This window comes from Oryzifoliimicrobium ureilyticum (genome assembly GCF_037199735.1).
In the GTDB taxonomy this organism is placed as follows: domain Bacteria; phylum Pseudomonadota; class Alphaproteobacteria; order Rhizobiales; family Rhizobiaceae; genus Rhizobium; species Rhizobium ureilyticus.
The window spans coordinates 1-14006 of the sequence record NZ_JBBBVQ010000028.1 but is presented as its reverse complement, the minus strand read 5'-3'; the positions used below and the strand labels follow the sequence as shown (position 1 = coordinate 14006).

General features: G+C 55.7%; 13 protein-coding genes and 1 pseudogene. 12 read left to right on the top strand and 2 right to left on the bottom strand.

What is annotated here, in order from left to right; genetic code table 11:
• Positions 1–445 precede the first annotated feature (445 nt).
• The 11 genes from VQ830_RS25715 to VQ830_RS25665 all read left to right on the top strand — a co-directional run bounded on the left by VQ830_RS25715 (position 446) and on the right by VQ830_RS25665 (position 10580).
• A complete protein-coding gene (locus tag VQ830_RS25715) occupies positions 446–1048 on the top strand; it encodes an amino acid synthesis family protein (protein WP_337271013.1) in 603 nt (200 codons plus the stop codon).
• An 11-nt stretch (positions 1049–1059) separates the two neighbouring features.
• Positions 1060–1905, top strand: coding sequence for an alpha/beta fold hydrolase (locus VQ830_RS25710; RefSeq protein ID WP_337271012.1), 846 nt, complete (start codon positions 1060–1062; stop codon positions 1903–1905).
• Positions 1902–2840 carry a flavin reductase family protein gene (locus tag VQ830_RS25705; RefSeq protein ID WP_337271011.1) on the top strand — a complete coding sequence of 313 codons (939 nt, stop codon included), beginning with the start codon at positions 1902–1904 and terminating at the stop codon, positions 2838–2840. The genes VQ830_RS25710 and VQ830_RS25705 overlap by 4 nt, the downstream gene beginning before the upstream one ends.
• Positions 2837–3877: an LLM class flavin-dependent oxidoreductase gene (locus VQ830_RS25700; protein WP_337271010.1), complete on the top strand. Its 1041-nt coding sequence runs from the start codon at positions 2837–2839 to the stop codon at positions 3875–3877. The genes VQ830_RS25705 and VQ830_RS25700 overlap by 4 nt, the downstream gene beginning before the upstream one ends.
• A gap of 4 nt (positions 3878–3881) precedes the next feature.
• Positions 3882–5348 (top strand): aldehyde dehydrogenase, encoded by a 1467-nt coding sequence (locus VQ830_RS25695; RefSeq protein ID WP_337271009.1) that lies wholly within the window; start codon positions 3882–3884, stop codon positions 5346–5348.
• 4 nt (positions 5349–5352) lie between these two features.
• On the top strand, positions 5353–5667 hold the full coding sequence (locus tag VQ830_RS25690; RefSeq protein ID WP_337271008.1) for an NIPSNAP family protein: 315 nt from the start codon (positions 5353–5355) through the stop codon (positions 5665–5667).
• Between the two features lie 58 nt (positions 5668–5725).
• Complete coding sequence (locus VQ830_RS25685) at positions 5726–6736, top strand: ABC transporter substrate-binding protein (protein WP_337271007.1); 1011 nt, start codon at positions 5726–5728, stop codon at positions 6734–6736.
• A 74-nt stretch (positions 6737–6810) separates the two neighbouring features.
• Positions 6811–7686 (top strand): ABC transporter permease, encoded by an 876-nt coding sequence (locus tag VQ830_RS25680; RefSeq protein ID WP_337271006.1) that lies wholly within the window; start codon positions 6811–6813, stop codon positions 7684–7686.
• A 1-nt stretch (position 7687) separates the two neighbouring features.
• On the top strand, positions 7688–8488 hold the full coding sequence (locus VQ830_RS25675; RefSeq protein ID WP_337271005.1) for an ABC transporter permease: 801 nt from the start codon (positions 7688–7690) through the stop codon (positions 8486–8488).
• A complete protein-coding gene (locus tag VQ830_RS25670; RefSeq protein ID WP_337271004.1) occupies positions 8485–9567 on the top strand; it encodes an ABC transporter ATP-binding protein in 1083 nt (360 codons plus the stop codon). The genes VQ830_RS25675 and VQ830_RS25670 overlap by 4 nt, the downstream gene beginning before the upstream one ends.
• A gap of 449 nt (positions 9568–10016) precedes the next feature.
• Entirely contained in the window at positions 10017–10580 is a 564-nt protein-coding gene (locus tag VQ830_RS25665) for a metal-independent carbonic anhydrase family protein (protein WP_337271003.1), read from the top strand.
• Between the two features lie 5 nt (positions 10581–10585).
• Here the strand turns inward: VQ830_RS25665 and VQ830_RS25660 are convergent, their stop codons facing one another.
• Both VQ830_RS25660 and VQ830_RS25655 read right to left on the bottom strand, forming a co-directional pair.
• A complete protein-coding gene (locus VQ830_RS25660; protein WP_337271002.1) occupies positions 10586–11296 on the bottom strand; it encodes a response regulator transcription factor in 711 nt (236 codons plus the stop codon).
• Positions 11293–12921 carry a sensor histidine kinase gene (locus VQ830_RS25655; protein WP_337271001.1) on the bottom strand — a complete coding sequence of 543 codons (1629 nt, stop codon included), beginning with the start codon at positions 12919–12921 and terminating at the stop codon, positions 11293–11295. Before VQ830_RS25655 ends, VQ830_RS25660 begins: the two co-directional genes overlap by 4 nt.
• Positions 12922–13590: 669 nt before the next feature.
• On the opposite strand from VQ830_RS25655, the pseudogene VQ830_RS25650 reads away from it, so the two are divergent.
• Positions 13591–14006, top strand: a pseudogene (locus VQ830_RS25650) (MFS transporter); the annotation flags it as partial.

The following is a 14006-nucleotide window of genomic DNA, read 5'->3' as shown; positions in this document are numbered from 1 at the left end:
TCTTCAAAACCAACCGTCTTCACCGTGCGCGTCAAGTTTATTCGAAATTACAATAGTTTAGAAAATTGTTTGGCCTTATTGACAGGTGAATCCGTTTGATGTGATGGTATGCCATAATCAGTAATATAGACGGCGGAGATCAAAGAAGAATTGCAGTCCGAATTTTCTGAAAGGCAGAACCGTGTCGGATCGCAATTCGATTATAAAACGGGTCTTCGGCCTCTTTGAATTGCTATCACCGATGAACAATTGGTCTTTGAAAACTGCATGAGGCTTTGCGTATCGCTATGCCATATGGCTAAGCCAATGCTCATGGAATGTAGGCCAACGTCCGGCAAGTTTTTGAAAAATATCATGCCTTAGGAAATTTTATTTGTCCCGTTGCACGCGCTTGACTGTTCAATATTATGGCATACCATAAGACATCATAACAACGGAGCGCGCCATGCCCATTCAGATCCGCAAGACCTTGCTGCAGGTCGAAACGACATTGATTGAGGGAGGCAAGGCGGCTGCGACACCTTTGAAGCTCTTTGCTGCAATGGCTGTGGTCAAAAACCCGTGGGCGGAAGAGGGCTTCGTTGATGATCTGAAACCGGAAATCCACGCCGCTGCGCCAGTTCTCGGCGAATTGTTGACGAAGATGATCCTCGATGCGGTGGGCTCGGGTAATGCGGTCGAAGCCTATGGCAAGGCGGCGGTCGTCGGTCTCGATGGCGAGATCGAACATGCATCCGCGCTGATCCATACCTTGCGTTTCGGCAATCATTTTCGTCAGGCGGTCGGTGCCAAGTCCTATCTCGCCTTCACCAATACGCGCGGGCCCGGCAACGCGCCGATCATGATCCCACTGATGGACAAGAATGACGAAGGCCGCCGCTCCCATTATCTCACAATCCAGACGTCCATTCCCGATGCACCGGCTGCAGACGAAATAGTTGTCGCTCTTGGTGCGTCCGTTGGTGGCCGGCCTCACCATCGTATTGGGGATCGCTATCAGGATTTGAAAGATCTCGGCCAGGACGTTGCCAATCCGGCCGGCGTTTGAGGGCCGCACTGATGCAAGACGCTCTCAGTTCACCCGCAGTCCATGTTGACAAAGCAATGGCGCCGACGTTGCCACGCAAGACGACCGCGAGCGGCGCTGCCTATTTCGAAGCGGGGGAGGGCGAAGACCTCATCCTCATTCATGGCGTCGGGATGCGTCTCGAAGCCTGGCAGCCACAAATCGAGACTTTCGCCCGGAGCCATCACGTCATTGCCGTTGATATGCCGGGGCATGGTGGCAGCGGGCGCCTTCCCGAGGGAAGCACGCTCGAAGAGTTTGTAGGCTGGTTCGGACATTTTCTGGATGATCTGAAGATTACGCGTGCCAACGTTGCGGGCCATTCCATGGGCGCTCTAATTTCAGGCGGTGCCGCAGCAACCTTCGGCGACCGGGTCATGCGGGTGGCCTATCTGAACGGGGTCTATCGCCGCGATCCAGCGGCAAAGGCTTCCGTCCTGGCGCGTGCTTCCTCGATCCGTACCCAAGGCGTGGACAAAGAAGGGCCGCTTTTACGCTGGTTCGGTGATGACGCGAAGAGCCTTCGAGCACGGGAACTGACCCGCAGCTGGCTGGATATGGTTGATCCCGAAGGCTATGCAGTTGCCTATAGCGCCTTTGCTGGCGGAGACGACACCTATGCGGATCGCTGGCCATCCGTCACATGTCCTGCGCTTTTTTTGACGGGCTCCGATGATCCGAATTCGACGCCGCTGATGGCGGAGCAGATGGCGGCGATTACGCCACGTGGCTACGTTCGTATCGTTGACGCCCATCGGCATATGGTCAACCTGACGGCGCCAGAGATTGTGAACGCATTGATGGCCGAATGGCTCGCTATCGAGGAGGAGGCGAAATGACTGTGCCAACACTTGATCCTCGCGCCCTGCGCGATGCTTTCGGCGCTTTCTTAACGGGTGTCACGATCGTTACGACCCGCGATGACTCAGGCAAGCCGATTGGCTTTACCGCGAACTCCTTCACCTCCGTTTCGCTCGACCCGCCGCTGCTGCTGATCTGCCTTGCACGCTCGTCGCGCAATTTCGCGACGATGACTGGGGCAAAGACCTTTGCCGTCAATATTCTTTCCGAAGGCCAGAAGGATCTATCCAACACGTTCGCTCGTCCTGTTGAAGATCGTTTCGCTGCCGCGGCGTGGTACGACGCACCGAATGGATCGCCGATCTTTACCGATGTTGCCGCCTGGTTCGAGTGTTCGATGCAGGACGTAATCGAGGCCGGCGATCATGTGATCTTGCTCGGCCGCATTGCTGCCTTCGACAATAGCGGCCGTAATGGTCTCGGCTATGCTCGTGGCGGTTACTTCACGCCTATGCTGGCTGCCAAGGCCGTGTCTGCCGCCGCTGAAGGCGATGTCACTGTCGGCGCCGTACTTGAGCGGCATGGCGAAATTTATCTGCTTGGCGATGATCAGCTTTCGCTTCCGGTTTGCGTGGTTGCCGGTGAAGATCCGGTGGCGGCGCTCACCGATCGGCTTGAGAAACTCACGGGTTTTTCGATCAGGACAGGTTTTCTCTACTCGGTTTATGAAAACAAGGCCGATGGGCGGCAGCACATCGTCTACCATGCTCTGGCCGAAGGCGACGGATCCCCCCGCGAAGGGCGCTTCTTCCAGCCGGATGCGCTCACGTCGGCGAAATTCGAATCCGGTGCGACTGCCGACATCGTCCATCGCTTCGTGCTGGAAAGCTCCATCGGCAATTTCGGTCTTTATGTTGGTGATGAAACGGCAGGCAAGGTTCATCCTTTCTCGATCAAGGGTGCGCGCCCATGAAATTCTCACTGTTTGTTCACATGGAAAGGCTCGACGCCTCTCAGGACCACAAAACCCTCTACGATGAGTTCGTCCAGCTCTGTGAGATCGCCGACAGGGGCGGCATGCATGCCATCTGGACTGGCGAGCATCACGGCATGGATTTCACCATTGCGCCAAACCCCTTCGTGACGATTGCCGATCTCGCCCGCCGGACCAAGACCGCACGCCTGGGCACCGGCACGGTGATCGCGCCCTTCTGGCATCCGATCAAGCTCGCCGGCGAAGCTGCGATGACCGATCTCATCTGCGATGGTCGCCTCGATATCGGTATTGCCCGCGGCGCCTATTCCTTCGAATATGAGCGACTGCTTCCTGGCCTCGATGCCTGGGGTGCAGGGCAGCGTATGCGTGAGCTCATCCCCGCCGTTAAAGGCGTTTGGGCAGGTGATTACATCCATGATGGGGAATTCTACAAATTCCCGGCAACAACATCAGCGCCTAAACCCCTGCAGCAACCGTTCCCGCCGATCTGGGTAGCGGCGCGCGATCCAAACTCGCATGAATTTGCGGTCGCCAATGATTGCAATGTGCAGGTCACCCCACTCTGGCAGGGCGATGATGAGGTCGAAACCCTGATGGGCCGCTTCAACGACGCCTGCGCCAAGAGCCCGGATAAGCCACGCCCCAAAATCATGCTGCTTCGCCATACCTATGTCGGCTCCGATGAGGCAGATATTGCCCAGGCGGCGCATGAGATGAGCGTCTACTACAACTACTTCTTCGCCTGGTTCAAAAACGAAAAGCCTGTCCACCAGGGGCTGATCGAGCGCATTCCAGAGGAAGACATTGCGAGCAACGCCATGTTGTCCGCCGACGTGATGCGCACGAACAATGTCATCGGCAATCCGGTTGATGTGATCGCACGGATCAAGACCTACGAGGCGATGGGCTACGACGAATATTCTTTCTGGATCGATACGGGCATGAGCTTTGAGCGGAAAAAGGCGTCGCTGGAACGCTTTCTGTCCGACGTCATGCCGGTCTTCAAGGAGTAAGCGAATGCGTCGTTTCCAATGTTACATCGACGGGCGGTTCGAAGATGGCGAAGCGCAGTTTGCAAGCCTCGATCCCGCGACCGGCGCGGACTGGGCGCAAATGCCGGAAAGCCGGGAGGCGGATGTTGGACGCGCAGTCGATGCAGCTCATAGGGCGCTTTATGAAGATGGTGCGTGGTCGAAGATGACGGCAACGCAGCGTGGCAAGCTTTTGTACCTGCTTGCCGATCTGGTCGCCGAGAACGCGAAGACGCTGGCTGAGCTGGAAACTCGCGATACCGGCAAGATCATTCGAGAGACCTCGGCGCAGATCGCATATGTCGCGGAATATTACCGTTATTATGCAGGGCTTGCCGACAAGATTGAGGGCGCCTATCTGCCGATCGATAAGCCGGATATGGACGTCTGGCTGAGGCGCGAGCCTGTGGGTGTCGTGGCGGCAATCGTGCCATGGAACAGCCAGCTGTTTCTTGCTGCGGTGAAAATCGGCCCGGCGCTTGCGGCGGGTTGCACCATCGTCATCAAGGCATCTGAAGACGGGCCAGCACCGCTTCTGGAATTTGCGCGGCTTGTGCATGAGACGGGCTTTCCCGCAGGCGTTGTTAATATCGTCACCGGCTTCGGCCCCTCTTGCGGCACGGCGCTAACCACGCATCCGAAGGTGGCGCACATCGCATTTACCGGCGGACCGGAAACTGCGCGCCATATCCTGCGCAATTCGGCGGAAAACCTGGCGTCTACTTCCTTGGAACTCGGCGGCAAATCGCCTATCCTCGTCTTCGCTGATGCCGATCTCGAAAGCGCCGCCAATGCACAGGTCGCCGGCATTTTTGCCGCCACCGGCCAGAGCTGTGTTGCTGGCTCCCGGCTGATCGTCGAGCGTAGCATAAAGGATCGTTTCCTCGACATTCTGAAGGCAAAGGCAGATGCCATCCGCATCGGCTCACCGCTGGATATGGCAACCGAGGTCGGCCCGCTTGCGACGGAGCGGCAGAGAAAACACATTGTGTCTCTGGTCTCGGCGTCTGTTGAGGCGGGCGCAAAACTGGTGACAGGTGGTGAGGCGATTGATGGGGAGGGTTATTTTTATCGCCCGACCATTCTCGATTGTGACGGTATCCGCTCGCCCTCCATGGAAAGAGAATTCTTCGGCCCGGTTCTATCTGTGATGTCGTTCGATACGGAGGCAGAAGCGGTCTTGCTTGCCAACGACACAGTCTATGGCTTGGCTTCCGGCGTCTTTACGCAGAACCTGACACGCGCCCACAGGTTGATGAAGGCCATCCGCGCCGGCGTTGTTTGGGTGAATACTTACCGGGCCGTGTCGCCGATCGCGCCCTTCGGTGGCTTTGGGCTTTCGGGCGATGGCCGCGAGGGAGGCCTTGCCGCTGCACTTGACTATACCCGCACGAAGACCGTGTGGCTGAGAACATCCGACGATCCAATTCCCGATCCGTTCGTAATGAGGTGAGACGATGTTCTACGAAATACGCACCTACCGGCTGAAGAACGGCACCATCCCAGCCTATCTCAAGGTCGTTGAAGACGAAGGGATCAATATCCAGAAAAATCATCTTGGCGAACTGGTCGGATACTTTTTCTCCGAAATCGGGCCGATCAACGAGATCGTCCATGTCTGGGCCTTCTCCAGCTTGGACGACCGAGATGCGCGCCGCGCACGGCTGATGGCCGATCCGGCTTGGCTCGCCTTCCTGCCAAAAATCCGCGATCTTATTGAAGTCGCTGAAAACAAGATCATGAAACCGGCTGCATTTTCGCCCCTGAAGTGAGGCGATGCCGATCACGATACGCATGCCAATAACAAGCTCAAAAGCGGAGTATGGGAACATGAAATCGAAACTGGTATTGACGACATGCGCAGTTCTTTTTGCCTTTGGAACATCCGCCAAAGCGGAAGATTTGGTGTTCTCCAGTTGGGGTGGCACCACGCAGGACGCGCAGAAGGCGGCCTGGGCCGATAAGTTTACTGCGTCCACCGGCGTGAATGTGGTGCAGGATGGCCCCACCGATTATGGCAAGCTGAAAGCCATGGTTGAGGCGAAGAGCGTGACTTGGGACGTGGTGGACGTAGAGGGCGACTATGCGGCACAGGCCGGGCCGAAAGGCCTTTTGGAAAAGCTCGACTTCAGCGTCATAGACAAATCAAAGCTCGACCCTCGCTTCGTCACCGATTACTCCGTCGGCAGCTTCTATTATTCCTTCGTCATTGGTTGCAATGTCGATGCGGTCGAAGCATGCCCAAAAAGCTGGGCCGATCTCTTCGATACGGCGAAATTTCCGGGCAAACGCACCTTCTACAAATGGTCCGCGCCTGGCGTCATCGAGGCTGCACTCCTGGCCGATGGCGTTCCCGCAGACAAGCTCTACCCGCTCGATCTCGACCGCGCCTTCAAGAAACTCGACACCATCAAGTCCGACATCGTCTGGTGGTCGGGTGGTGCACAGTCGCAGCAGTTGATCGCGTCTGCGGAAGCACCTTTCGGCAGCGTCTGGAATGGGCGCATGACCGCACTTGAGAAGAGCGGTGTGAAGGTCGAGACGTCCTGGGCGCAGAACATAACCGCAGCGGATTCGCTCGTCGTTCCGAAAGGGACGAAGAACAAGGAAGCGGCCATGAAGTTCATCGCTTTTGCGACTTCAGCGCAGCCGCAGGCAGATATGGCGTCCGCAACGGGCTATGCTCCGGTCAATATAGAGTCTGCCAAGCTCATGGACCCGGCGATCGCAAAGACATTGCCAAACCAGCAGACTGCAAGCCAGGTCAATGCCGACATGGGGTACTGGGCGCAGCATCGCGATGAGATCGGTGAGCGCTGGTACGCCTGGCAGGCGAAGTGAAGCAAGCCGACTAATGCAGTGACGCGGGCGCTTCTGGCGTCCGCATTGTCTTCCAAGTTTCGGTAGGTTCGGACATGGTTTCACTCACCAATGATGCAGTCAGCCCAAAAGCGCGCTCCAGGGTGCTTTTTCGCTCCGGCAACTTTGCGGCAATCTCGCCGGCGTTGCTTCTGATTGTGCTGTTCTTCGTGGTTCCGGTTGTCATTCTTCTGACCAGAAGTGTCACAGAACCGGTCTTCGGTCTTGGAAATTACGCGGCGCTGCTCGGCAGTTCGACTTATTTGAAGATCTTCTTCAACACCTTCGCAGTCTCGGCACTGGTGACAGTAGTGTCGCTTGTCATCGGCTTTCCGGTCGCATGGGCGTTGGCGATCATGCCTTCGCGCATGGCGTCGATCATCTTCGCAATATTGCTGCTGTCGATGTGGACCAACCTTCTCGCGCGCACCTATGCCTGGATGGTGCTGTTGCAGAGAACTGGTGTCATCAACAAGACGCTGATCTACCTCGGCATCATCGCCAAGCCGCTTGCGCTCGTGAATAATCTCACCGGCGTGACGATTGGCATGACCTACATCATGCTGCCCTTCATCATCATTCCGCTCTATGGGGTGATCCGCAAGATCGACCCAGCCATCCTTCAGGCAGCGGCACTCTGCGGTGCGACGCGTTGGCAGGCCCTGACGCGCGTTCTCATTCCACTTGCTGCGCCTGGCATGATGGCCGGTGCGTTGATGGTTTTCGTTATGTCGCTTGGTTACTTCGTTACGCCTGCGCTGCTTGGCGGCACTGCGAACATGATGCTCGCCGAACTGATCGCCCAATTTGTGCAGTCACTGGTCAATTGGGGCATGGGCGGAGCGGCTGCTTTCGTCCTTCTGGTAGTCACGCTTGCGCTTTACGCGGTGCAGCTGAAATTCTTCGGCTCGGCCGGGGCAGGGGGGCGCTGACATGCTGTTGAACTATAACAGCTTGGGCGTCTGGAAATGGCTGCTGCTCTTTATCACGCTTTTAACATCCGCCTTTCTCATTCTGCCGATCATCTTCATAGCGGCGCTGTCTTTCGGGTCCTCACAATGGCTGATTTTCCCACCTCCCGGTTGGACCTTGAGGTGGTACGCAGATTTCTTTGCCGATCCCCGTTGGCTTGACGCGGCATGGACGAGCCTGCGGATTGCCCTGATGGTGACCGCTTTGTCCGTGCTGATCGGGCTTGTCGCCTCCTTCGGTCTTGTGCGTGGGCGCTTTATTGGTCGCAACACGCTGCGTGCGCTTTTCATGACGCCGATGATCCTGCCCGTTGTGGTGCTTGCAGTTGCGCTTTACGCCTTCTTCCTCAAGCTTGGATTGGCTGGCACGACTGCAGGCTTCGTCATCGCTCATCTCGTTGTGGCGCTGCCTTTTTCCATTCTGGCGCTGACCGGCGCGCTCGAAGGTTTTGACAAGTCGATAGAGGATGCGGCGGTGCTGTGTGGCGCGAGCCCGTTGCAGGCGAAGATCCGCGTCACCTTGCCTGCCATTAGCCACGGCCTGTTCTCCGCGGCGATCTTCTCGTTCCTTACCTCGTGGGATGAGGTGGTGCTGGCAATCTTCATGGCAAGCCCGACCCTGCAAACGCTTCCAGTGAAGATCTGGGCGACGCTGCGCCAGGATCTGACACCAGTGATCGCTGCTGCTTCGACACTTCTCATCGCGGTCACCATCATTCTGATACTGTTGGTTGCTGCCGTGCGAAAAGGACTGAAAACATGACACAGCCACTCCTGCAAATTCGCGGTATTCGCAAGCAATACGGGCCGGTCGTAGCCGTTCAAAATGTTAATCTCGACGTGCAGCCCGGTGAATTCCTGACCTTTCTCGGTCCGTCCGGTTCGGGAAAGAGCACCACCCTTTATATTCTAGCAGGCTTCGAACAGCCGACAGATGGCGATATTCTGCTGAGTGGTCAAAGCTTGCTGTCGACGCCCTCGCACAAGCGCAATATCGGCATGGTTTTTCAGCGCTATACTTTGTTTCCGCATCTTTCCGTTGGCGAAAATATTGCCTTTCCGCTGAAGGTCCGCAGAAAGAGCAAGGCAGAGGTAGACGCGAAGGTAAAGGAGATGCTGCGGCTTGTGAGGCTTGAAGGTTTTGAGGACCGAAAGCCCGCGCAAATGTCCGGCGGCCAGCAGCAGCGCGTGGCGTTGGCGCGCGCACTTGCCTATGATCCACCGCTCCTTCTGATGGACGAGCCGCTTTCGGCGCTCGACAAGAAGTTGCGTGAAGAAATCCAGCTCGAAATCCGTCGCATCCACCAGCAGACGGAAGTAACTATATTGTACGTCACCCACGATCAGGAGGAGGCTTTGCGTCTTTCAGACCGGATCGCGGTGTTCTCAAAGGGCGTGATTGACCAGATCGGTACGGGGCCGGAGCTTTACGCTCACCCCACCACCCGCTTCGTGGCTGAATTCATCGGTGACAGCGACTTCATCACCTGCGATCTTCTGGCCAGTTCGGGCGGCAAGGCGACAGTCTCGCTCGGGCAGAATATCGTTTTTGACCATATCCCGATGCATGGTGAAGCTGCACCGGGAAAAAAGGCGGCTCTGATGCTGCGTCCGGAGCGCCTACAACTCAGTCGCAACGGACCCGGCTCTGCCGCCGGCTTTCAGGCTACCGTCCGCGATATGACCTTCCTCGGAAACAATGTCCATGTCGTAGCTCATACAGGTTCGGGAGAGCCCTTTGCCGTGCGTCTGCCATTTGGCCATGAGGCGATTTCAGGTCTCAGCCGTGGCGATCTCGTGCATCTATCGTTCGATCCCGCGTCGGCACAGGTTTTCTGTTGAAGGCTGGAATACGCATCTAACGGTCCTACTCTTTTCGGCGAGAAGGTGCCGGCGGTCAGTCGTTGGGTCCATTGCCATGGAGTGAGACGACGATCTGCAATCTGGCGACCGGGGAAGTCATTGGAAAAGTCTCCGAACTTGGACCGAAGGAAGCTCTTGCAGAAGCCGCGACTGCTTTGCAATTTGCCCGCGTCAAATGTCAGCGTACCTAGCTTCGACTTTAGCCAATCCATGTCCGCGCACCACTCGTGTTACGCTTTACGTTGGCTAAGCCATAAGATTTAATCTTGGAGGGACCCGCGTCGCTAAAAGCAATGCTTGCTCGAAACCGCTGCTGAATTTTGTAATCGCCTGTCCATGATCTGTTCATAAAGTAGCCACGTCGATTTCACCAAAGCATTTCATAGTCCGTTTGTCGCCAAATTTGGAAAAGCAAACAGGAGAAAGAAATGCGTTTGATAGCAAAGGCCATAGCCGTCACAGGAGCGGCTCTGCTGCTGACCACAGGTGCTGCGACCGCTATCGAAATACACAATGGATCAATTAGCCAGGACGAAGTTTTAAAGACACAGAAGGCCTGGGGGGACGCCCTCATTGCGATCTCGAAGGAGCATGAGGAAAAAGGCCCCGATGCAGCCCGCGTCATGGCGGCAAATGTCATCGACGCAGCCTATGGTTACAGGCTGGGACCTGTACTTTTCAAACCGACTCTGACGCAGGAGCCACAGACATTTAGGACCGACCGAGAGGGTGCGCTTGCCTATTTCGTAGGGCAGAATCCCAATTACCCCGCTGATACCGGGTTCGCCCTGAAGGGTTGGCGCAAGGTCGAAGTGAATAATGCCGCCATTCTTCTTGACGGTGAGTACGCAACGACACTGGGCAAGGTGTCATTCACCGACAAACAAGGTAAAGTGACGACAGTAGATAAGTCTTGGACTTTCAAAAAGGACGACGCGGGCGTAATCCGTATCGTCCAGCATCATTCCTCTTTGCCATATCAGGCAAAGTAGCTAGTTCACTGAAAACTCTCCAAACGATAGCCAATCCCTCGGACAGTGGTGATCGACGAGCGGTCATCTGAGGGATTGTCGATTTTCGCTCGCAGGCGTCTGACATAGACATCGACAACATTTGTCAGCGGATCCTCTCCTGCCCCCCAGATATTTGCAAGTATCCGCTCGCGACTGAGTACTCGTCCCGGTGCAGACATAAACAATTCCAGCAATGCGAGCTCCTTGGCCGTCATGTTTATCTCTTTTCCGGCAACGGTGACACGCATGGATTCACGATCCAGCTCCAGTGGACCGACTGATAACGTCTTCGCCGCAAGAGGCCTGATATCCACCGGCCGACGCATTAGAGCCTCAATGCGCGCCAGCAATTCCTCAAAAGCAAACGGCTTGACGAGATAGTCATCTGCCCCCATTCGCAAGCCCGAAATGCGATCATTCACCGATCCCAGCGCCGTCAGCATAAGGATTGGCGATGATATCCCGCTCGCCCTCAGCGTCTGGCACACATCCGAACCGTTGATGATCGGGAGCATGACATCGAGAAGAATGACGCCGCTCTCCGCGGCAGCGCGCCATTTTTGCCAGAGTTCATGAGCTTGCTCAATGCCACTTGGACCGTCTCGAGCAACTGACACCGTGTAGCCTTCAGCGCGCAACCCACGTTCCAGGAAATCCGCTACTCGGGGATCATCTTCTACGATCAGTAGGTTCACTGGTACCGCTCCGTAACGGGTGCAAGAACAACGTCAATTGGTTGCAACGGAAGCTGGAGGGTCGCGGTGGTGCCCTTTCCAGGTTCGCTGTAAAGTGAAATTGTACCGTGGTGAAGCGAAACAAGGTGTTTTGCTATGGTGAGACCAAGGCCTGTACCGTCCGGTCGATGTCGTCTCGCATTGCTGCCGCGAAAATTGCGTTCGAAAACATGCGCAAGTTCATCAGCGTCGATACCGATCCCTCGATCATGGACGAACAATTGCCATGTATCGGCGTCTACTTTGGTGCGGACATCTATTGCCGTTTCGCGTGAAGAATAGCGGATGGCATTGTCAAGAAGAATGGCGATAGCCTGCCGCAAGCGAATACCATCTCCCAAAACAATGTGTTCGGTCTCATCGATATCAGTCACAATCTTGACCTCACGTTGATTGGCAAGTGCGATCGCGCTCAAAAGTGCTTCTTCAAGGGGGCCGGCAATATCGATAGGCTCCTTGTTCAATACCAACGCTTCGTTCTCGCCACGCGATATCAACAAAAGGTCATCGATCAGGCTACTCATCTGGCCAGCAGCCTGCCCAATTCGCTCAAGGGAAGCACGATAATCGCTTTCAGCCTTTTTACTTCGAAGAGCGATTTCCGCCTCCCCCCGGATTGCGGTAGTGGGTGTGCGAAGTTCGTGGCTAATATCGGCAAGCAAACTCAAGCGGCGCCCCTCTGAGGCGCGCAATCGTGACAGGGCATCTTCAAGAGCTGCCGTTCGTTCTTTGACCTGCTGTTCAAGAGCAAATCGATGGTTCGCCTCCTCATTGCGTCTCGACAACAATTCGGAGGCCATGTGGTTGATACTAATAGCGAACCGGGCAAACTCGTCGCTCGTTGTGACCGGTATGCGATGTTCCAGATTGCCGGCCTCGTAAGCTTTTGCGCCTTCCAACATCTGCAGCAACGGACGTCGGATGGCATTAGCGACCACATAGGCCAGACCCATCCCGAAAACCGCGATGAAGAATGTGACGAATGCCATAACTCGGTTCAAATTCAATAGGGCGACATCCGCATTCTGTCGGCTCTGTACAAGCTGCAACCGTTCTTTGGATATCGTGTTGTTGAGCACCTCACGGAGATCTCGCCCAGCGCCTTGATCAAAGATTGCTTCAATAGATTCCCAAGCCGTGCGAGCATCTTCAGCTCCTGCATGGGATTTTATGTCCTCTATAGCCGGTTTTAAGGCAACCACACTGTCGGAAATAAGTCTCAACGCTTCATCGCGCGCATCATCGTCATCCGTTGGCGCATTCGCCAGTCGATCCATCTCGCGCGTTTCGCCGCTGATGCGTTGAAGCTGCGTAATCGTCGCGGCCATATTGGCGCGAAGCATTTCTCCATCTCCTGGCACGTGATCAGCACCAATCAGCGCACGCAAAGACCATGCGCGCAGGCGCTGCTTGGTTGCGGAAAGTTCCAGCATGCCCGAAAGGAGATCCCCAGCAAAGCGACCGCGAACAACCTGCTGCTCGGCTACCGTCGCGATATGGCGATTGAGTAGCCCTTGCGCCACAATCAACAGCGCGAGCACCGTGAAGGCGGCAACCAGCCGCAAGGTGAAATCGAGGTGCTTCATATTTTTACATCCTGCCTGGTTTCCTTCCTTGAATCCGTTTGACGCCGCGGCAACTTCATTCGTGTCCTGTCTTGCATAACTTGGTAGTGCTCTCTGGATTTCTATGCCTCTGTTAATATTCAGAAGAGAGGCCTTCGTCTTTGAACAAGTTTACTTACGTCCATCGGCCAAGCAATGTTTGGTGCTACCTGCTGGAGCTAAAGATGGCGCGTTAATCGATCCGACTGGATTCAAGCGCTGAAAATCGAGTGAAGCGATATCTCAAATTCGGTGCCATGAGCTGCTGGTAAGGGCGCGTCCTTGCAGTCCGACACCAAATGACACCTGCCAGACATTCCAGAGTAGCATCATCGGTCGCTTCTTCGCGGTCCTACGGGAATTTCGCTGAGCGCCGCATGATCCCAATTTGCTTCGTGCGGCAAGTGGCGATCTACACATTTATAAAGTAATAGGTGTCATCCCGCGAGACCTGAGTGACAGGATGATCAATCGCTTTTGCTGTATCGGTCAAGAGAAGCTGGATTGTTGAAGGTCTGTTTGGCCGGAAATGACCCTAATCAGTCCCCCTAATCCCTTGTTGGCCTTTCGGCTTGTCATATCCTCGTCATGGCAAGAGCAGGCAAAGAAAATAACCGCTCTTTTGCTTCGTCATCCTGAGGGGGAATGGCAATGATCGGTTGGATCATCGGGTTAAGTGCAGCCTATGCTATCGCTTTGAACGGCACCATGGTAATGCCGGTCGTCGTGCTCGCGATGAGCAAGCTTAGCGGCTATGACGAAGGGCTTGCAACGGTCGTTGCCAGTGCCGAATTGGCAGGCATTGCCATCTATGGTCTGTTTCTAGCGAAGCTGGGTCTTCGCTCCTGGCATTTCGTTGCTTTGTTCGGCACGCTTGCCGTTCTTGTCGGAGAAGCGGCGAGCTTCTGGCTGCAAGCTCCGGTGGCGCTGGCTCTTGCGCGCCTCGTCACGGGTCTCGGCGAAGGGGCGATTTTTTCAATCGTTGCAACGAACCTTGCCTCTCTTGCCGATGCCGAGCGCATCTGGGGCGCATTGTCGTTGATCGGCGGCACCGCTATGGGCGTCTT

Excerpts from the sequence above, each read along its gene's own strand:
- VQ830_RS25710 (WP_337271012.1), top strand. The coding sequence starts at position 1,060 with ATGCAAGACGCTCTCAGTTCACCCGCAGTCCATGTTGACAAAGCAATG.
- VQ830_RS25705 (WP_337271011.1), top strand. The coding sequence starts at position 1,902 with ATGACTGTGCCAACACTTGATCCTCGCGCCCTGCGCGATGCTTTCGGC.
- VQ830_RS25690 (WP_337271008.1), top strand. The coding sequence starts at position 5,353 with ATGTTCTACGAAATACGCACCTACCGGCTGAAGAACGGCACCATCCCA.
- VQ830_RS25670 (WP_337271004.1), top strand. The coding sequence starts at position 8,485 with ATGACACAGCCACTCCTGCAAATTCGCGGTATTCGCAAGCAATACGGG.
- VQ830_RS25655 (WP_337271001.1), bottom strand. The coding sequence starts at position 12,921 with ATGAAGCACCTCGATTTCACCTTGCGGCTGGTTGCCGCCTTCACGGTG.
- VQ830_RS25715 (WP_337271013.1), top strand. The coding sequence starts at position 446 with ATGCCCATTCAGATCCGCAAGACCTTGCTGCAGGTCGAAACGACATTG.
- VQ830_RS25665 (WP_337271003.1), top strand. The coding sequence starts at position 10,017 with ATGCGTTTGATAGCAAAGGCCATAGCCGTCACAGGAGCGGCTCTGCTG.
- VQ830_RS25695 (WP_337271009.1), top strand. The coding sequence starts at position 3,882 with ATGCGTCGTTTCCAATGTTACATCGACGGGCGGTTCGAAGATGGCGAA.
- VQ830_RS25675 (WP_337271005.1), top strand. The coding sequence starts at position 7,688 with ATGCTGTTGAACTATAACAGCTTGGGCGTCTGGAAATGGCTGCTGCTC.
- VQ830_RS25685 (WP_337271007.1), top strand. The coding sequence starts at position 5,726 with ATGAAATCGAAACTGGTATTGACGACATGCGCAGTTCTTTTTGCCTTT.
- VQ830_RS25700 (WP_337271010.1), top strand. The coding sequence starts at position 2,837 with ATGAAATTCTCACTGTTTGTTCACATGGAAAGGCTCGACGCCTCTCAG.
- VQ830_RS25680 (WP_337271006.1), top strand. The coding sequence starts at position 6,811 with ATGGTTTCACTCACCAATGATGCAGTCAGCCCAAAAGCGCGCTCCAGG.